Annotated in this window: 16 protein-coding genes; 2 read left to right on the forward strand and 14 right to left on the reverse strand. The window is 68.8% G+C overall.

Annotated features, from left to right (window positions below):
• Positions 1–158: 158 nt before the first annotated feature.
• Together fabF and mltG are read left to right on the forward strand one after the other, a co-directional pair.
• Positions 159–1,421 (forward strand): beta-ketoacyl-ACP synthase II, encoded by a 1,263-nt coding sequence (fabF, locus tag B5V46_RS05655; protein ID WP_080615689.1) that lies wholly within the window; start codon positions 159–161, stop codon positions 1,419–1,421.
• Positions 1,421–2,575 carry an endolytic transglycosylase MltG gene (gene mltG / locus B5V46_RS05660; protein WP_080615690.1) on the forward strand — a complete coding sequence of 385 codons (1,155 nt, stop codon included), beginning with the start codon at positions 1,421–1,423 and terminating at the stop codon, positions 2,573–2,575. Before fabF ends, mltG begins: the two co-directional genes overlap by 1 nt.
• A gap of 64 nt (positions 2,576–2,639) precedes the next feature.
• Here the strand turns inward: mltG and recN are convergent, their stop codons facing one another.
• The 14 genes from recN to B5V46_RS05730 form a co-directional block, all read right to left on the reverse strand.
• Positions 2,640–4,292: a DNA repair protein RecN gene (recN, locus tag B5V46_RS05665; RefSeq protein WP_080615691.1), complete on the reverse strand. Its 1,653-nt coding sequence runs from the start codon at positions 4,290–4,292 to the stop codon at positions 2,640–2,642.
• Positions 4,293–4,314: 22 nt separating this feature from the next.
• Positions 4,315–5,160, reverse strand: coding sequence for an outer membrane protein assembly factor BamD (locus B5V46_RS05670; RefSeq protein WP_080615692.1), 846 nt, complete (start codon positions 5,158–5,160; stop codon positions 4,315–4,317).
• 128 nt (positions 5,161–5,288) lie between these two features.
• Entirely contained in the window at positions 5,289–6,206 is a 918-nt protein-coding gene (lpxC, locus tag B5V46_RS05675) for a UDP-3-O-acyl-N-acetylglucosamine deacetylase (protein ID WP_080615693.1), read from the reverse strand.
• A 283-nt stretch (positions 6,207–6,489) separates the two neighbouring features.
• Positions 6,490–8,112 (reverse strand): cell division protein FtsZ, encoded by a 1,623-nt coding sequence (gene ftsZ, locus B5V46_RS05680; protein WP_080615694.1) that lies wholly within the window; start codon positions 8,110–8,112, stop codon positions 6,490–6,492.
• 177 nt (positions 8,113–8,289) lie between these two features.
• Positions 8,290–9,624 (reverse strand): cell division protein FtsA, encoded by a 1,335-nt coding sequence (gene ftsA, locus B5V46_RS05685; protein WP_080615695.1) that lies wholly within the window; start codon positions 9,622–9,624, stop codon positions 8,290–8,292.
• Complete coding sequence (locus B5V46_RS05690; protein ID WP_080615696.1) at positions 9,624–10,499, reverse strand: cell division protein FtsQ/DivIB; 876 nt, start codon at positions 10,497–10,499, stop codon at positions 9,624–9,626. Before B5V46_RS05690 ends, ftsA begins: the two co-directional genes overlap by 1 nt.
• Complete coding sequence (locus B5V46_RS05695) at positions 10,487–11,365, reverse strand: D-alanine--D-alanine ligase (protein ID WP_231119246.1); 879 nt, start codon at positions 11,363–11,365, stop codon at positions 10,487–10,489. Before B5V46_RS05695 ends, B5V46_RS05690 begins: the two co-directional genes overlap by 13 nt.
• Before the next feature lie 86 nt (positions 11,366–11,451).
• Positions 11,452–12,384 (reverse strand): UDP-N-acetylmuramate dehydrogenase, encoded by a 933-nt coding sequence (gene murB / locus B5V46_RS05700; protein WP_080615698.1) that lies wholly within the window; start codon positions 12,382–12,384, stop codon positions 11,452–11,454.
• The gene (locus B5V46_RS05705; protein ID WP_080615699.1) at positions 12,381–12,674 is read right to left on the reverse strand and encodes a hypothetical protein; all 294 of its coding nucleotides are present in this window, start codon (positions 12,672–12,674) and stop codon (positions 12,381–12,383) included. Before B5V46_RS05705 ends, murB begins: the two co-directional genes overlap by 4 nt.
• A complete protein-coding gene (locus B5V46_RS05710; RefSeq protein ID WP_080615700.1) occupies positions 12,671–12,925 on the reverse strand; it encodes a DUF2484 family protein in 255 nt (84 codons plus the stop codon). The genes B5V46_RS05705 and B5V46_RS05710 overlap by 4 nt, the downstream gene beginning before the upstream one ends.
• Positions 12,926–13,061: 136 nt before the next feature.
• Complete coding sequence (locus B5V46_RS05715; protein WP_080615701.1) at positions 13,062–13,280, reverse strand: hypothetical protein; 219 nt, start codon at positions 13,278–13,280, stop codon at positions 13,062–13,064.
• Between the two features lie 18 nt (positions 13,281–13,298).
• Complete coding sequence (gene murC / locus B5V46_RS05720; RefSeq protein WP_080615702.1) at positions 13,299–14,696, reverse strand: UDP-N-acetylmuramate--L-alanine ligase; 1,398 nt, start codon at positions 14,694–14,696, stop codon at positions 13,299–13,301.
• Positions 14,696–15,790: a UDP-N-acetylglucosamine--N-acetylmuramyl-(pentapeptide) pyrophosphoryl-undecaprenol N-acetylglucosamine transferase gene (locus B5V46_RS05725; RefSeq protein ID WP_080615703.1), complete on the reverse strand. Its 1,095-nt coding sequence runs from the start codon at positions 15,788–15,790 to the stop codon at positions 14,696–14,698. Before B5V46_RS05725 ends, murC begins: the two co-directional genes overlap by 1 nt.
• Positions 15,787–16,956: a putative peptidoglycan glycosyltransferase FtsW gene (locus B5V46_RS05730; protein WP_080615704.1), complete on the reverse strand. Its 1,170-nt coding sequence runs from the start codon at positions 16,954–16,956 to the stop codon at positions 15,787–15,789. The genes B5V46_RS05725 and B5V46_RS05730 overlap by 4 nt, the downstream gene beginning before the upstream one ends.
• Positions 16,957–17,017: the final 61 nt, after the last annotated feature.

Raw genomic sequence — 17,017 nt, forward strand, 5'->3', positions numbered from 1 at the left:
CCGAGTATTGCGGCATATGATTGACGAATATTTGCGGGTGCCGCAGCTCTGCGCCGAAAACGCCGTCCGGGCAGCCGCTCCCTTGCTCATGGCGCCCAAACCGCTGTATCAGATCGCCCGAACGGGCCTGGGCCGGGGCCGAGAGCGAGGAGAGGCATATGCGTCGTGTGGTTGTCACCGGGCTGGGGATGGTGTCCCCGCTGGCCTGCGGGGTGGAAGAGACCTGGAAACGTCTCCTGGAGGGACAGTCGGGCATCGGGCCGATCACCCGCTTCGATGCAAGCCGCGTCGTCACGACCTATGCCGCCGAGATCCCGTTCGGCGACGGCTCCGACGGGACCTTCAATCCGGATGACTGGATGGAGCCGAAAGAGCGCCGGAAGGTCGACGATTTCATCCTCTACGCGATGGCCGCGGCGACCCAGGCGGTGGCCGATTCCGGCTGGGTGCCCGAGACCGAGGCCGAGCGCGAGCGCACCGGCGTGATGATCGGCTCGGGCATCGGCGGGCTGAATGCCATCGCCGATACCGCCGTGCTGATCCAGCAGAAGGGGCCGCGCCGGGTGTCGCCCTTCTTCATTCCCTCGGCGCTGATCAACCTCGCCTCGGGGCAGGTCTCGATCCGCTTCGGCTTCAAGGGGCCGAACCATGCGGTGGTGACCGCCTGCTCGACCGGGGCGCACGCCATCGGTGATGCGGCGCGGCTGATCCAGTGGGGCGATGCCGACGTGATGGTGGCGGGCGGCACTGAAAGCCCGATCTCCGAGATCGGGATCGCGGGCTTCAACGCCTGCAAGGCGCTGTCGACCAAGCGCGCCGATGCGCCCGAGACCGCCTCGCGGCCCTGGGATGCCGGGCGCGACGGTTTCGTGATGGGCGAGGGCGCGGGCGTCGTGATCCTCGAAGAGCTCGAGCACGCCAAGGCCCGCGGCGCGAAGATCTATGCCGAGGTGCTGGGCTACGGGCTGTCGGGCGATGCCTATCACATCACCGCGCCGGCAGAGGATGGCGATGGCGGCTTCCGCTCGATGCAGGCGGCGCTTAAGCGCGCGGGCCTGGCCCCGTCCGATATCGACTACATCAACGCCCATGGCACCTCGACCATGGCCGATACCATCGAGCTGGGCGCGGTCGAGCGGCTGCTGGGCGAGGCGGCGGAACGCACCACCATGTCCTCGACCAAATCCTCGATCGGTCACCTTCTGGGGGCTGCGGGGGCGGTCGAGGCGATCTTCTGCATCCTGGCGCTGCGCGATCAGATCGCGCCGCCGACGCTGAACCTCGATACGCCGCCCGAAGGCACCCGGATCGATCTGGCGCCGAAAGCCGCGGTGAAGCGCGAGATCGGCCTTGCGCTGTCGAATTCCTTCGGCTTCGGCGGGACCAATGCCTCGCTCGTCATGGGCCGCGGGGACCGCTGATGTGGAAGGCCATCGCCTCCAACGCGCTGACGCTGTTCATCGTGCTGTTGCTGCTGGCCGGCGGGCTGGTGATCTGGGCCAAGCAGAAATATGCCGAGCCCGGGCCGCTTGAGACCGCGATCTGCCTGAGGGTCGAGCCGGGCTCGACCATGGTCGGCGTCTCGCGCGATCTGGGCACCCAGGAGGCGGTGCGCCATCCGCTGATCTTCCGGCTGGGCGCGCGCTATGCCGAAAAGGCCGACGAGCTGAAGGCGGGCAGCTTCCTTCTGCCTGCCGGTGCCTCGATGGAACAGATCGTCGATCTGGTGACCCGCGCGGGCCGCTCGACCTGTGGCACCGACGTGAATTTTCGGATCGGCATCGCCAGCGCCGAGTTGCAGGTTCGGAGCTTCGACGCGGCCACCGGGCGCTACGAGGAGGTTCTGGCCTTCGATCCCGGGGCGGGCGAGGTGCCGGCGGACTATGCCAGGCTGATGGCAGAACCCGACCTGCGCTACCGGGTGACGCTGGCCGAGGGCGTGACCAGCTGGCAGGTGGTCGAAGAGCTGAAACAGGCCGATTTCCTCGAGGGCGACATCGATGATGTGCCGGCCGAGGGCAGCCTGGCACCGGACAGCTATGAGCTCACGCCCGGGACCCTGCGTGCGGCTCTGCTGGCCGAGATGGCTAGCCGGCAGAGCGCGCTGCTCGACCGGCTCTGGGAGAGGCGGGCCGAGGGCCTGCCGCTGGCCAGCAAGGAAGAGGCGCTGATCCTGGCCTCGATCGTCGAGAAGGAGACTGGTGTGCCCGAGGAACGACGCCGGGTCGCGAGCGTCTTCGTCAACAGGCTCAAGCGCGGGATTCGGCTGCAGACCGACCCGACCGTGATCTACGGGGTGACCGGTGGCAAGGCGCCGCTCGGCCGGGGGATCCGGCAAAGCGAACTGGCACGGCGGACGCCTTACAATACCTATCAGATCGACGGCCTGCCGCCGACGCCCATCGCCAATCCCGGCCGCGCCTCGATCGAGGCCGTGCTGAATCCCGAGACCACGGATTATCTCTATTTCGTGGCCGATGGCACGGGGGGGCACGCTTTCGCGCGAAGCCTCGATGAGCATAACCGAAACGTCGCGCGCTGGCGCGCCATCGAGGCCGGGCAGGGCGGAAACTGATCGCCCGGCCCGCGGCAGGCTCCGATTTTTCGTCGAAAAATCGCGCCCCGATCCGGAGGTGGGATCAGTCTTCCAGAAGCGACCGTGCCGCGGCTCGGGCGGCATCTGTCACGGTGTCGCCCGACATCATCCGGGCGATCTCGTCGATCCGGGCCGCGCTGTCGAGCGGTGTCACGATCGACCGGGTCATCTCGTTCTCGACCCGTTTCTCCACGCGCCAGTGATGCGCCCCCCGGGCCGCGACCTGGGGCGAATGCGTGACCACCAGAACCTGGGCAGAGCGAGCCAGCGCCGCCAGTCGGCGGCCGACCGCATCGGCCGTGGCGCCGCCGACCCCGCGGTCGATTTCGTCGAAAATCAGGGTGAGCGGGCTCGTGCCCCGCACCAGACTGACTTTCAGGGCCAGCAGGAAGCGCGACAGTTCGCCCCCCGAGGCGATCCGGTTCAGCGGGCCGGCGGGTGCGCCGGGATTGGTCGCGACGGTAAAGGCGACAGCGTCCTGTCCCTCGGGGCCTGGCTCGGCCTCCGAGATCTCGGTCGAGAACACGGCGCGCTCCATCTTCAGCGGCGCCAGCTCGTCCGACATCGCGGCGTCGAGGCGAAGCGCTGCAGCGCGCCGCGCGGTGCCGAGCGCTGCCGCCGCGGACTCATATTCGGCCCGTGCCTCGGCTGCCGCATGGCGGAGCGTGGCCAGATCGCCCGCACCGGCATCGAGCGCGGCCAGCCGCGCGCGCAGCTCTGCCGCGAAACCGCCCAGATCGTCGGGCTGCACGCCATGCTTGCGCGCCAGCGCCCGGATGGCGAAAAGCCGCTCCTCGGTGGCCTCAAGTGCCCTCGGATCGAAATCGAGCGCCGCCAGGCACTCCTCGGTACCCTGCACCGCCTCACCCAGTTCGACCAGCGCCCGCGACAGGGCCGCAAGCGGGGCATCGAGCCGTCCCTCGGCGCGATCCGCTGCGCCTTCGAGCCAGCGCAGCGCGTCTCCCATGCGGCCTTCGGCGCCCTCGCCGGGGCCGAGCGCGGCATGGGCGCGGGCGATATCCTCGCGAATCCGCTCGGCGGCCTGCATCGTCCGGCGCCGGGCGTCGAGTTCGGCCTCTTCGCCCGGTTCCGGGGCCAGCGCATCGAGTTCATCCACCGCGTGCCGCAGGAAATCCTCCTCGGCCCGGAGCTCGGCCATCCGGGCCTCGGCCTCGGCAACGGCGCGCGCGCTCCGGGCGCGGGCGCGCCAGGCGGCACGGACAGTCTCGAGATCGCTTTCCAATCCGGCAAAGGCATCGAGCAGTTGCCGGTGACCGCGCGGATTGAGAAGCCCGCGATCATCCTGCTGACCGTGCAGCTCGACCAGCGTGTCCGACAGCCGCCGCAGAACCTCGCCCGAGACCCGGCGGTCGTTGACCCAGGCGGTCTTGCGGCCCTCGGCACTGTTGACCCGGCGCAGGATCAGCTCGTCCCCGGCCTCGAGCCCGGCCTCGGCCAGAACCGTGCGGGCCGGATGCCCGGCGGGCAGCTCGAACACGGCCACGACCTCGCCCTGCGCGGCCCCCGCCCGGACCAGATCGGCCCGGCCGCGCCAGCCCAGCACGAAGCCGAGAGAATCGAGAAGGATCGACTTGCCGGCCCCGGTCTCGCCGGTCAGCACGTTGAGACCGGGCCGGAACGCAAGCTCCAGCCGGTCGATGATCAGCATGTCCCGGATGTCGAGACTGCGCAGCATGCTCCAAACCCCTGTGTTCGGCTCAGAGCCACTCGCCCTTGATCATCTGACGGTAGACCGAGCGCAGCCAGCCTTCGCCCTTGGCCTCGGGTTCCAGACCCCTGGCCTGCAACAGCTTGTAGCCGTCGGCATACCAGTCGGTGCCCTGGAAGTTGTGACCGAGGATCGCGCCGGCGGTCTGCGCCTCGTTGTCGAGCCCCAGCGCCAGATAGCTTTCGATCAGCCGGTACAGTGCCTCGGCGGTATGGGTCGTGGTCTGGAAATCCTCGACGACCACGCGGAAGCGGTTGACCGCGGCGGCATAGTGCTTGCGCTTGAGGTAGTACCGGCCGACCTCCATCTCCTTCGCCGCCAGGTGGTTGAAGGCGAGGTCGAACTTGAGGATCGCCGATTGCGCATATTCGCTGTCCGGATAGCGCTCGATCACGGTCCGGAGCGCCTGCAGCGCCTGGAATGTCAGGCCCTGGTCGCGGCCGACGAGGTCGATCTGGTCGTAATAGCTCAGCGCCAGAAGGTACTGGGCATAGGCCGCGTCCTCATCCGCCGGGTAGAAGTCGATGTAGCGCTGGGCCGAGGCGCGGGCATTCTCGTAATTCTTGGCCTGGTGATAGGTATAGGCCTGCATGATCAGCGCCCGCTTGGCCCATTCCGAATAGGGATAGAGCCGCTCGACCTCGCCATAGAGCCGGGCCGCCTCCTCGAGGTCGCGGTCCTTCTCCAGCTTGGTCTCGGCCATCTGGAAGATCGCGGGGGCGTCGTAGGATTCGAGCGGCGGCGGCTTGCGCGACCCGATCGGGTCGCAGGCCGCCGTCAGCGAAAGCACCATGATTGCCGCTACCGCCCCGATGCGCCTGCTGCCTGTCGCCATGTGCCTGTTACCCCGTCCTCAAACGCTGCCCGGGACCGGTGCTTGATCCGCACTCCTTCCGGGCCTTGGGGCTGTCCTAGCACAGAAAAATCCGGTGCAAAACGCCTTTGGCACGGAAACTGCGCAGCTCAGGCCACGGCCTTCAGATCGGCCTGATTGAGGCCGAAGCCCGGCAGGGCCGCGCCCTGCGCGGTCGAGCAGGTTTCCAGCCGGAACGCGCCGGGTTGCGCGAACAGCGCCCGCAGCAGCCGGTTGGTCAGCGCATGGCCCGCCCGCTCGCCGCGGTAGCGGCCAAGGATCGGGGCCCCCGCCAAAGCCAGATCTCCAAGCGCGTCCAGCATCTTGTGGCGCACGGGCTCGTCGCGGTGACGCAGCCCGCCGGGGCTCAGGACCTTGTCGCCATCGATCACGACTGCATTGTCGAAGGTGCCGCCCAAAGCCAGACCGGCCGCGCGCATCGCCTCGACATCGGCGTTGCGGCAGAAGGTGCGGCTGTCGCAAAGCTCGCGCACGAAGGCGCCGTTGGCCATGTTCAGCCGTTTGGCCTGATGGCCGATGGCGGCATCGGCAAAGGTGATCTCGAAATCGATTTCCAGCATGTCGGCCGGACCGAGGCTGGCCCGGGCCGCGCCTTCGGAGACCTCGACATGTTCGAGGATGCGCAGCACCCGGACCGGGACGGCCAGCCGGCGCAGGCCGCGCGACAGGATGCCATGAACGAAGGGGGCGGAGGAGCCGTCCATCACCGGCACTTCGGGGCCGTCGATCTCGATCAGGGCGTTATGCACGCCACAGCCGGCAAGCGCGGCCATCAGATGCTCGACCGTCATCACCGAGGCGCAGCCATTGGCAAGCTTGGTGCAGAGCCGCGAGGGCTCGACCGCGTCCCAGCGGGCGGGAATCAGCGCGTCGGGGCTGTCGATGTCGGTGCGCCGGAACCAGAGCCCGTATTCCGCCGAGGCAGGATGGATCGTCATCCGGACCGGGCGGCCGGTATGAAGACCGGTTCCGGTGAAGGTGATCGGGGATTTCAGCGTCGTTTGCATGTCGGATCTGCTCGCGGTTGATCCGGGCTTCGCGCGTCCCGGCATCATGGATGTAGAGGCCGATCGGGTGCTACTCAATTCAAACATTGCAACGGTCTGAAACAACGCCTCGCAGCGGGCGGCAGGAACCCGCCTGTTCGGCAAATGGCTGATTAACAGTGAGAAAACATCCCGGCGGTCGAGGTGGCCGGGGTGACGCAACGGCAGCTCTCAAGCCTTGCGCAAGCAAAAGGGGGCCGGTCTCCCGGCCCCCCGAAACTGTCCGCGCCAAATCGCGTGGCGATCAGTTCGCCTGACGCCGCAGGAAGGCCGGGATCTCGATCCGTTCCTGATCGGGATCCAGATCCTCTTCTTCCTGATGGGCAGCCGTGCCGCGGCTGTAGAGCGGCGGCTGCTGCCGGAAGGTGTGGGGGTTGCGCTCGGTCTGTTCCGGCGCGTGACCCGACATCCGGTTGATGAGCGAGCCGATGCCGAACCGCCCCTTGTCACCGCGCGGATCCTCTTGCGAGCCGGAGGCCATCGGCGTGTGCACCGGCTGGCGTGCCGGGGTCTTGGCGACGGCGGCGCGCAGGCGGGCAAGCGCCTCGGGCGTGGGTTCGCCGGCGCTGCGCGGTTGCGGCGCGACGAAGGTCTCGGCTTCCGGGCTTTCCTCGGGCTGGTAGGCGGGCGGCGGCAGATCGGCGCCGTCGCGGGCGGTCTCGGCACGCTCATCGGCGGCAAAGCCGGCGCTGGCGGGATCGAAGCCCGAGAAGAGCGACGGCTCCTGTGCCGGTTCCTGCACCGTTTCGCGGGCAGCGGCGGTGGCGGCGACGGCCGGGCGCATCGGTTGTTGGGCGGCCGGGGCGGCGGCAGGCGCCGGGGCGGCCTCCTGAACCTCCTCGGGGCGGCGCAGCGGCTCGCGCATCGGGCGGCGCGGCAGCGGGACCTCGTCGATCCGGGCGGCGGCATCGATGCCGGTCGCCACGACCGAGACCCGCATCCGGCCGTCCATGTCCGGATCGAGGGTCGAGCCGACGATGATGTTGGCATCGGGATCGACCACGTCGCGGATGCGGTTCGCGGCCTCGTCCAGTTCGAACAGCGTCAGGTCGTAACCGCCGGTGATGTTGATCAGGACGCCCTTGGCGCCGTTCAGGCTGATCTCGTCCAGCAGCGGGTTGGCGATCGCCGCCTCGGCGGCCTGGATCGCGCGATCCTCGCCATCGGCCTCGCCGGTGCCCATCATCGCCTTGCCCATCTCGTCCATCACCGAGCGGACATCGGCGAAGTCGAGGTTGATCAGGCCGGGCCGGACCATCAGGTCGGTCACGCCCTTGACACCCTGGTAAAGCACGTCATCGGCCAGCGAGAAGGCCTCGGTGAAGGTCGTGCGCTCATTGGCGATGCGGAACAGGTTCTGGTTCGGGATGATGATGAGGGTGTCGACGACCCGCTGCAGGTTCTCGACGCCTTCCTCGGCCTGGCGCATCCGCTTGGACCCTTCGAACTGGAAGGGCTTGGTGACGACGCCGACGGTCAGTACACCGAGCTCGCGCGCGGCCTGGGCGATGATCGGGGCAGCCCCCGTGCCGGTGCCGCCGCCCATGCCGGCTGTGATGAAGCACATATGCGCGCCGGCCAGATGATCGACGATCTGCTCGATCGACTCTTCGGCCGCCGCCGCGCCGACCGTCGGGCGGGCGCCCGCGCCGAGGCCTTCGGTGACCTTCACGCCCATCTGGATGCGGGCCTGGGCATTCGATTGCTGAAGCGCCTGGGCATCGGTGTTCGCCACAACGAACTCGACGCCTTCAAGGCGCTTCTCGATCATGTTGTTGACGGCGTTGCCCCCGGCGCCACCGACGCCGAACACCGTGATCCGCGGCTTGAGCTCTTCCTGCTCAGGCATGGTGAGGTTTAATGCCATAGGTCTGGTCCGCCTGCTGTTTTCTATGGGGCCTCGGGGGCCGTTTTCCGCCAAATCTAGTCTTATCCTACGCAACTAGTGCCGGATCGTCACGGAAAAAACGCTTTAACACCACAAAATCCATATGTCTCTTGACAACAATCTGCGAGATTTTGCCGATCTGTCGATATGTAGCGCTTACCAGTTTTCCTTGAACCATCTCACGGCTCTTTTCAGCGATCTGGCCGGGTAGCGATCCATCGGCATTTCGAAATCCCACCACTCGTCCTGCGGCTGCGCGGCGAAAAGGCACAGCCCCACCAGGGCCGCGAATCCGGGGCCGGTGGCCGATTGCGGCAGGCCGTGCACGCGCAGCGGCCGGCCGAGCCTGACCTGGTTGCCGAGGATCCGCGCCGCCAGCCCGTCGAGCCCGGGGATCTGGCTGCCGCCCCCGGTGAGAACGATCCGCTGGCTCGGCAGATGCTCGAAGCCTGCGGCATCGAGCCGGGCGCGCACCTCTTCGAGGATCTCCTCGACCCGGGGGCGCATGATCCCGATCAGCTCGGCCCGGCTGACCGAGCGGCTGTCGGTCTCGTAATCGCCGCTGTCGCCGCCCAGGCCGATCATCTCGCGGTCGTCCATCCCGGTCGCGACCACGCCGCCGTAAAGCGTCTTGATCCGCTCGGCGGTCGAGAGCGGCACATGCAGCCCCTTCGAGATGTCCGAGGTGACATGCTCGCCGCCCATCCGCACGCTGTCGGCATAGATCATGTGCTTCTTGATGAAGATCGAGATGCCGGTGGCGCCGCCGCCCAGATCGACACAGGCCGCGCCCAGTTCCTGTTCGTCCTCGACCAGCGCCGAGATGCCCGAGGCATAGGCCGAGGAGGCAAGCCCGGCGGGTTCCAGATCGCAGCGCTTGATGCAATGCAGAAGGTTGTGCACCGCGCCGCCATCGACCGTCAGCATGTGCATGTCGCAGGCTAGCCGGTGGCCGACCTGACCACGCGGATCGACAAGGCCCGAACGGTGATCGAGCGCGAAATTCACCGGCTGGGCATGCAGCACCTCGCGGCTGGCACCGATCTCGGGCGTCTCGCAGGCGGCCAGAACCCGGGCCACGTCCTGCTCGGCCACGGCATCGTCCAGCACCGTGACCTGGCCGTCCAGCCCGTAGGAGCGCGGCTCGCCACCCGAGAAGCAGGCGATGACCTGATCGACCCGGACCTGCGCCATCTTCTGCGCCGCCTGCAGCGCGGTGCGGACCGCGCGTTCGGCCTCGTTCATGCCGTGGATCTCGCCGAAGCGCACCCCGCGCGAGCGGGTGGTGGCCGCGCCGATCACCCGGAACCGCGACTGCCCGGCCAGCGCGCCCATCTGCTCGACCCCGCCCCGGGGCGGGATGCCGTCGAAGCGCAGCACCAGGCAGGCCACCTTCGAGCTGCCGACATCGAGGATCGCGATCACGCCCCGGTCCATCGCCAGCTTGCGCATCCGCCGCATCGCCCGCTGCGAGTGATAGAGGTCCGTCATCAGTTCACCGCTCCTGCCTGTGTTGTCCGGATTTTCCGGAAATCTTCGATCGCGGCCTCGGTCAGCCTCAGCGTCGGCCGCTCGGGGTTGCGCAGATCGACCGCCTGGATGTCGCGCGCCAGCATGCCCGACACGTCCTCAAGCGCGATCACCCGTTCCAGGGCCGCGACCGCGCCGGTCTCGGGCAGGAGGATGCGCTGATCGCGGTCCAGCACCACGTCCCAGCGCCGCTCGCCCATGCGCACGAGCCCGCGCACCCGCTCGGAAATCGGCGCGGCCGCCGCGAACAGCGCCATCGCCTCGGGCCCGGCCTTCGCGGCGCCGTCGCCCGCGATCAGGGGCAGATCGGCGCGGGTTTCGCGGCTGTCGAGCGCAGCGACCCGCCGCCCCCCGGCATCGATCAGGCTCAGCCCGTCGCGGCTGCGCCAGACCAGCGCCGCCTGGCGTTGCGCGATCTTCATCTCCAGCACGCCGCCGGGCCGGATCCGCAGCTCGGCCGACTTGACGGCGTCGAGCGCGGTCACCGCCTGGCGCATCGCCTCGAGGTCCAGATCGAAGGACGAGGCCGGCAGGTTCAGCGGCACGATGGCGCGGATCTCGCGGTCGATCGGGTCCGAGGCGCCCTCGATCACCAGAAGCTTGACCATGAATTCGGGGCGGGTCTCGATGTCGCGGCGGATCTCGGCCAGCCCGTCGCCGATCGCGGCGCGGCGGTCGGCATCGGCCAGCCAGATCGCCGGGATCGCGGCCAGCGCGACCAGCGGCAGGCCCTTCAGCACCGCACGGCGCACCAGCGGCGTCAGCCACAGACGCTGGGCACGATAGGCCCAGCGCGAGGGCGCCGGATCGCGATAGGGGGGCATCACCGGTCGCATGACGCATCCTCCACCAGCCAGCGGCAGAGCCGGCCGAAGGAAATCCCGCAATGCGCGGCCTGTTCGGGCGCGAGCGAGGTCGGCGTCATGCCGGGCTGGGTATTGGTTTCCAGAAGGATCAGCCCGTCGGTGCCGCGGCTTTCGTCCCAGCGGAAATCGGTGCGGCTGAGGCCGCGACAGCCCAGCGCGCGATGGGCGCGGAGGGCGAAGTCGAGACAGGCCTCGGAGACCGCGTCCGGCAGATCGGCCGGCACCACATGGCGCGAGCCGCCCTGCACGTATTTGGCGTGATAGTCGTACCAGCCCTCGGTGAGGATATCGGTCACGCAGAGCGCCCGGTCGCCCATCACCGCGGTCGTCAGCTCGCGGCCCGGCGCATAGCTTTCGACCAGCACGATATCTGGCATCTCGGGGCCGAGCTGCGGCGGCCTGTTGGCTGCCTCATGGACGATATGGATGCCGACCGACGAGCCCTCGTTATTGGGCTTCACCACATAGGGCGGTGCGATCACATGGCGGGCCGAGACCTCGGCCTTGCCGGCCAGCACGCTGTCCACCACCGGCAGCCCGGCCTCGCGATAGGCGTCCTTGGCGCGCTGCTTGTCCATCGCCAGCGCCGAGGCCAGCACGCCCGAATGGGTATAGGGGATCTTCAGCCATTCCAGCAGGCCCTGGACGCAGCCATCCTCGCCCCAGCGGCCATGCAGCGCGTTGAACACGACATCGGGCGCAGCCGAGACCAGCTGCCCGGGCAGATCCTGCCCGGCATCGATCTCGATCACGTCGAAGCCTTCCCCACGCAGAGCGGCGGCGCATTCACGCCCGGATGACAGCGAGACCTCGCGCTCCGACGAGGGGCCGCCCATCAATACCGCTATACGGGGGGCTGTCCTGCTCGACTCGCCCGCCACTTCTGCTGCCTCGTGATGCGGGAACGTTCCGTCCCGCGTGCTTATGGGTTGTCCGGGGCCGGTTCGCCGACCCTCAGTATTTCCCATTCTAGCTCTATTCCGGAGGATTGAAACACCCTTTTTCGGACCTCCTCGCCCAGCCCCTCGAGATCGGCGGCGGTGGCGCCATCGGCATTTATGAGGAAGTTCGAATGCTTCTCGGACATCTGCGCGCCGCCCCGCCGCGCGCCCCGCAGACCGGCCGCGTCGATGAGGCTCCAGGCCTTCATCTCGTGGCTGTCATCGGCCCGCCCGGTCGAGCTGAACCCGGCCGGATTGCGGAACGTCGAGCCGGCGCTGCGCGCGCGGGTGGGCTGGCTGGCATCGCGGCGGGCGATCTGCTCTTCCATCCGGGCGGCCAGCGCCTCGGGCTGGCCGGGCGGGCCCTCGAAGGTCGCCTCGGTGATGACCCAGCCCTCGGGCAGGTGGCTCTGGCGGTAGCCGAAGCGCAGGTCCCCGGGCGAGAGCGTCACCCTCTCGCCCGTCCGCGTCACCGCCCGGGCCGAGACCAGGACATCGGCGACATAGTGCCCGTAGCAGCCCGCATTCATTCGGACCGCGCCGCCGATGGCGCCCGGAATGGTGCGCAGGAAGCTCAGATCGACCCCCGCCTCGGCCGCGCGGCGGGCGACATGGGCATCGAGCGCTGCCGCCCCGGCGGTGATCCGCGCACCCTCGACCGCAATCGTGTTGAAGCCGCGCCCGAGCCGGATCACGACGCCGCGGATGCCGCCATCGCGCACGATCAGGTTCGATCCAACGCCCATCGGAAAGACCGGCATGTCGGCGGGCAGGGCGGTCAGGAAGGTGGCGAGATCCTCGGCATCGGCGGGCTGGAACAGCCAGTCGGCGGGGCCGCCGACCCGAAGCCAGGTCAACTCGCTCAGCGCCTTGCCGGGGGTCAGCCGGCCGCGCGGTTCCGGCATTTCTGTCATCCGTCGCCGCCTCCGATCCATGCGCCGAGCGCATAAAGGACCGCCGAGATAAGCGCAACCGCGCCCCAGGGGGCGAGCACGGCCGAGGGCGCCAGCACCGTCGCGCCGCCGCCCCCAGCGGTCTGCAGCTTGAGGCTGCCCCAGATCGCCAGGACCGAGCTGGTGTAAAGCCCGAACAGGATGGTGAAGCCGATGGCATTGCGCATCAATCCGTGGCTCAGCGCGGCATAGGCTACAACCGGCCCCGCCGCCCAGCTGCCATAGGCCAGAAGGAGCGTCGGTCCGGTCATTTGCCGCTGCGCCGCCGCCGCCGCTGGAGCCCGCGTCCGAGATAGGCCGGTGCCAGGCGCAGGACCGATGCCCCCCCCGTCAGCGAGATCAGCCCCCAGAGCGGGCCGCTCTGATAGGTCACGAGACCCAGCAGGGGAATGCCGGAGGCGATCAGCGAAAAGGCCAGGATCCAGTGGAGCTTTTCGGGCAGGATCCCGATCACGACCGCCACCAGGACCCACAGACAGGCCAGCGCCAGAGACAGCGTCATCTCGGGGCCTCGTGGCAAGGCAGGGCGGCCCCCGGAGCCTTGCCCCCGGGAAAGGTTCCCGGCGCCGGAAAGCTCTGTCGGGCGGAGAGGCGATGTCGGGGGGCTGCTGCGGCCAGGTTCGCCGCCCGCGGCGCGGTCATCGGGTCCGGCTCCGGGGGCCGCTGTCACGCGACAGCATCCCGAAGGCGCCGCCGAAACCGGCGGGCAGGCCGACCGGGAAGGCGGCGGCGCGGAACGCCCGGGCCGGCGGCACCGCATCCACGACCGGGGGCGCGGCGCGGTGCGGCCTGCGCAGTTCCCGACGGCCCGCCTTGAGGACCGGGCCCCGGTTCGCAATGACCAGATGGAAGACCATGCCGCCTTGTCCGCTCCCTTACTCTGCGAGCCGCGCGGGCAGGTTGTTGGCCCAGGCGCTGATCGTGCCCGCGCCGAGGCAGACCACCATGTCGCCGGGGCCGGCCTGTTCGCGCACCAGCCGCACCAGATCGTCCTCGCTGAGGATGGCCCTGGCATGGCGGTGGCCGTGGCGGATCAGCCCGGCGACCAGATCGTCGCGCGTGGCGCCTGCGACCGGCTCTTCGCCCGCGGCATAGACCTCGGCGATGCCGACCACGTCGGCCTCGTTGAAACAGGTGCAGAAATCGTCGAACAGCGAATGCAGCCGCGAATAGCGATGCGGCTGATGCACGGCGATGACCCGGCCCTCGGTCGCCTGGCGCGCCGCTTTCAGCACCGCCGCGATCTCGACCGGGTGGTGGCCGTAATCGTCGATGACGGCGATGCCATTGGCCTCGCCGACCCGGGTGAAGCGCCGGTTGACGCCTGCGAAACCGGCCAGCGCGCTGCGGATCTCGTCGGCCTTCATCCCCAGATGCCGCGCCACCGCCACCGCGGCGAGCGCGTTCGAGACGTTGTGATCGCCCGGCATCGGCAGGGTGCAGCCCTCGATCACCATCTCCTCGGCCTGCAGCGCGATGTCGAAATGGGCTTTGCCGGTCTCATAGCGCAGGTTGATCGCGCGCACATCGGCCTGGGCGTTGAAGCCGAAGGTGATCACCTTGCGGTCGGTGACCCGGCCGACCAGCGCCTGCACCTCGGCATGATCGGTGCAGCAGACCGCGAGCCCGTAGAAGGGGATGTTCGAGACGAAATCGTAGAAGCCCTGCCGGAGCGCCTCGAAGCTGCCCCAGTGCTCCATGTGCTCGGGATCGATATTGGTCACGATGGCGATGGTCGCGGGCAGGCGGTTGAAGGTCCCGTCGGATTCGTCGGCCTCGACCACCATCCATTCGCCCGCGCCCATCCGGGCATTCGAGCCATAGGCATGGATGATGCCGCCATTGATCACGGTCGGGTCGAGCCCGCCTGCATCGAGAAGCGTCGCCACCATCGTCGTCGTGGTGGTCTTGCCATGGGTGCCCGCCACCGCGACATTCGATTTCAGCCGCATCAGCTCGGCCAGCATCTCGGCCCGGCGCACGATCGGCAGGCCACGCCGCCGCGCGGCATCGAGCTCGGGATTGCCGGGCTTGATCGCCGAGGAGATCACCACGACCTCGGCATTCTCGAGGTTCTCCTCGCGCTGGCCCTCGAAGACGGTCGCGCCCAGGCCCGCCAGCCGGTCGGTAATCTTCGAGGCCTTCAGATCCGAGCCCTGCACCCGGTAGCCGAGGTTCAACAGCACCTCGGCGATGCCGGACATGCCGATGCCTCCGATCCCGACGAAATGGATCGGTCCGACATCGGTCGGCAGCTTGGTTGCCGCGTTCATCATTTTCCTTCTCCGCCCAGTGCCTCGACGATCTCGGCCAGCCCGTCGACGGCATCGGGTTTGCCGCAGCGCATCGCCGCCACCGCCATCTGCATCGCCCCCTTGGGCTGGCCCAGAACCGTGGCGATCTGGTCTGAAAGCGCTGCCGGGTCAAGCGCCTTTTCCGGGATCAGGATAGCCGCGCCGGCCTCGACCAGACCGCGGGCATTGGCGGTCTGGTGATCGCCCGCGGCATGCGGGTAGGGGATCAGGATCGCGGGCCGTCCGATGGCCGCGATATCGGCCACCGAAGAGGCGCCCGAGCGGCTGATCACCAGCTGCGCCTCGGCCAGTCGGGCGGGAATGTCGTCGAAGAAGGGCCGGACCTCGGCCGTGACCCCGGCCGCCTCATAGGCCGCCACCACCCGCTCGAGATCCTCCGCGCGGGCCTGATGCGAGACCCTGAGATAGCCGCGCATCTCGGCGGGCAGGGCGGCGATGGCGGCGGGCACGCTTTCCGAGATCGCCCGCGCGCCCTGACTGCCGCCGATGGCGACAAGGCTCATCGGATAGTCGCCGGGCGGGATATAGGGCGCGCCCGCGCGCTCGCGCACGGCGGCCCGGATCGGATTGCCGGTATGGAAGGCCTCGACGCCTTCGGGCAGATCGGTCGGCCAGACCCCGCAGGCCAGGGCATGGACGCGGGGCGCGAACAGCCGGTTGACCTTGCCCAGCACGCCGTTCTGTTCATGGATCATCCGCGGCCGCCTGAGCAGCGTCGCCGCGCTCAGCGCCGGGAAGGACGGATAGCCGCCGAAGCCCGCCACGACGGCAGGCCTGTCGCGCAGCATCCGCCACAGCATCGCCGCGACGCCCGCCGCCAGCCGGAAGGGCGAGACCGCGCGTGCCAGCGGCCCGCCCCGGTCGGGGCTATCCGCGGCGATGGTCTCGATCTCGACTGCGGCCGGAAAGCCGCCCGCATAGCGCGCCCCGCGCGCGTCGGTCGAGAGCTTCACCCGCCAGCCGCGCGCCAGCATGGTCTCGGCCAGCGCCTGAGCCGGGAACATGTGCCCGCCGGTGCCCCCGGCGGCGATGACCAGAAGCGGGGCGCTCATTCGCGGCTCCTTCGGCGCAGAAGGTCGGTCATCTCGCCCTGAGGCCGGTTCCGGGTCAGCGCCAGCAGCATGCCGACCATGATCCCGCCCGCGATGAGCGACGAGCCGCCATAGCTGACGAAGGGCAGGGTCATCCCCTTGGCGGGCAGAAGCTTGACCGCGACCCCCATGTTGATCAGCGCCTGCACGCCGAAGGTGCAGGCAAGCCCGGTGCCCGCGATCCGGATGAAGGGATCGCGTTCCTTCAGCAGCCGGAACAGCGAGCGGATGACGATGGCGCAGTAAAGCGCGATGATGAACGCGACCAGCACCAGGCCGTATTCCTCGGCCGCGACCGCGATGATGAAATCGGTATGCGCGTCGGGCAGCGACCACTTGACCTGACCCTCGCCGACGCCGACGCCGAAGAAGCCGCCCTCGCGGATCGCGTTGGTGGCATAGCCAAGCTGGGTGCGGGGGTCGATCTCGGGGTTCAGGAAGCCGTCGATCCGGCGGGCGAAATGCTCGGAATTCTCATAGGCAACGGTGCCCGCGAAGACCACGCCCCCCGCCACGGCGACCAGCACCATGAAGGGCGCGCCGGCGACGAAATACATCACCCCCCAGGCGAAGAGGATCAGCGCGGCCTGCCCGAAATCGGGCTGCAGCGCCAGAAATGCCACAACGACCACGGCCAGCGCCAGCGACATGGTCTTGCCGGGCGGACCCTCGACCTCCTGAGCTGCGGCCATCAGCCAGGCGGTCAGGATGATGAAGCCGGGCTTGAGGAATTCCGAGGGCTGGACCGAGCCGAAGCCCAGCGAATACCAGCGCACCGCGCCCTTGCCGAAATCGGTGCCGAAGACCGGCAGCAGCACGAGCCCCAGCAACGCGGCGCCGCAGCCGAGCACGCCCAGCCGCCGCACCATCGTCGGCGAGAGCATCGAGAAGACCAGCATCGTGCACAGCGCGAGCCCGCCGAAGACGGCCTGTCTTTCGACATAGTAGAAGGGGGCAAAGCCGTTCTTCTCGGCCAGGGGCACCGAGGCGGCGAGGCCCAGCAGCATGCCCACGCCGAACAGAATAAGAACAAAGGACATCGCCCATTTGTCCACGGTCCGCCACCAGCGCGGCAAAACCGGTTCACCCGCCCGGATGGGCGCGGTGCCGTAGACCATCTCCGTCATCGGCCACTGCCTCAATCAGCCTCTGTCAATGCCCGTTTACCGGGTCTGGGGCGCAGTGTAG

Source organism: Rhodovulum sp. MB263, from assembly GCF_002073975.1.
Lineage (GTDB): Bacteria > Pseudomonadota > Alphaproteobacteria > Rhodobacterales > Rhodobacteraceae > Rhodovulum.

What these genes read in the sequence shown, in the direction of transcription:
- fabF (WP_080615689.1), top strand. Translation starts at nt 159, where the DNA reads ATGCGTCGTGTGGTTGTCACCGGGCTGGGGATGGTGTCCCCGCTGGCC.
- mltG (WP_080615690.1), top strand. Translation starts at nt 1,421, where the DNA reads ATGTGGAAGGCCATCGCCTCCAACGCGCTGACGCTGTTCATCGTGCTG.
- recN (WP_080615691.1), bottom strand. Translation starts at nt 4,292, where the DNA reads ATGCTGCGCAGTCTCGACATCCGGGACATGCTGATCATCGACCGGCTG.
- B5V46_RS05670 (WP_080615692.1), bottom strand. Translation starts at nt 5,160, where the DNA reads ATGGCGACAGGCAGCAGGCGCATCGGGGCGGTAGCGGCAATCATGGTG.
- lpxC (WP_080615693.1), bottom strand. Translation starts at nt 6,206, where the DNA reads ATGCAAACGACGCTGAAATCCCCGATCACCTTCACCGGAACCGGTCTT.
- ftsZ (WP_080615694.1), bottom strand. Translation starts at nt 8,112, where the DNA reads ATGGCATTAAACCTCACCATGCCTGAGCAGGAAGAGCTCAAGCCGCGG.
- ftsA (WP_080615695.1), bottom strand. Translation starts at nt 9,624, where the DNA reads ATGACGGACCTCTATCACTCGCAGCGGGCGATGCGGCGGATGCGCAAG.
- B5V46_RS05690 (WP_080615696.1), bottom strand. Translation starts at nt 10,499, where the DNA reads ATGCGACCGGTGATGCCCCCCTATCGCGATCCGGCGCCCTCGCGCTGG.
- B5V46_RS05695 (WP_231119246.1), bottom strand. Translation starts at nt 11,365, where the DNA reads ATGGGCGGCCCCTCGTCGGAGCGCGAGGTCTCGCTGTCATCCGGGCGT.
- murB (WP_080615698.1), bottom strand. Translation starts at nt 12,384, where the DNA reads ATGACAGAAATGCCGGAACCGCGCGGCCGGCTGACCCCCGGCAAGGCG.
- B5V46_RS05705 (WP_080615699.1), bottom strand. Translation starts at nt 12,674, where the DNA reads ATGACCGGACCGACGCTCCTTCTGGCCTATGGCAGCTGGGCGGCGGGG.
- B5V46_RS05710 (WP_080615700.1), bottom strand. Translation starts at nt 12,925, where the DNA reads ATGACGCTGTCTCTGGCGCTGGCCTGTCTGTGGGTCCTGGTGGCGGTC.
- B5V46_RS05715 (WP_080615701.1), bottom strand. Translation starts at nt 13,280, where the DNA reads ATGGTCTTCCATCTGGTCATTGCGAACCGGGGCCCGGTCCTCAAGGCG.
- murC (WP_080615702.1), bottom strand. Translation starts at nt 14,696, where the DNA reads ATGAACGCGGCAACCAAGCTGCCGACCGATGTCGGACCGATCCATTTC.
- B5V46_RS05725 (WP_080615703.1), bottom strand. Translation starts at nt 15,790, where the DNA reads ATGAGCGCCCCGCTTCTGGTCATCGCCGCCGGGGGCACCGGCGGGCAC.
- B5V46_RS05730 (WP_080615704.1), bottom strand. Translation starts at nt 16,956, where the DNA reads ATGACGGAGATGGTCTACGGCACCGCGCCCATCCGGGCGGGTGAACCG.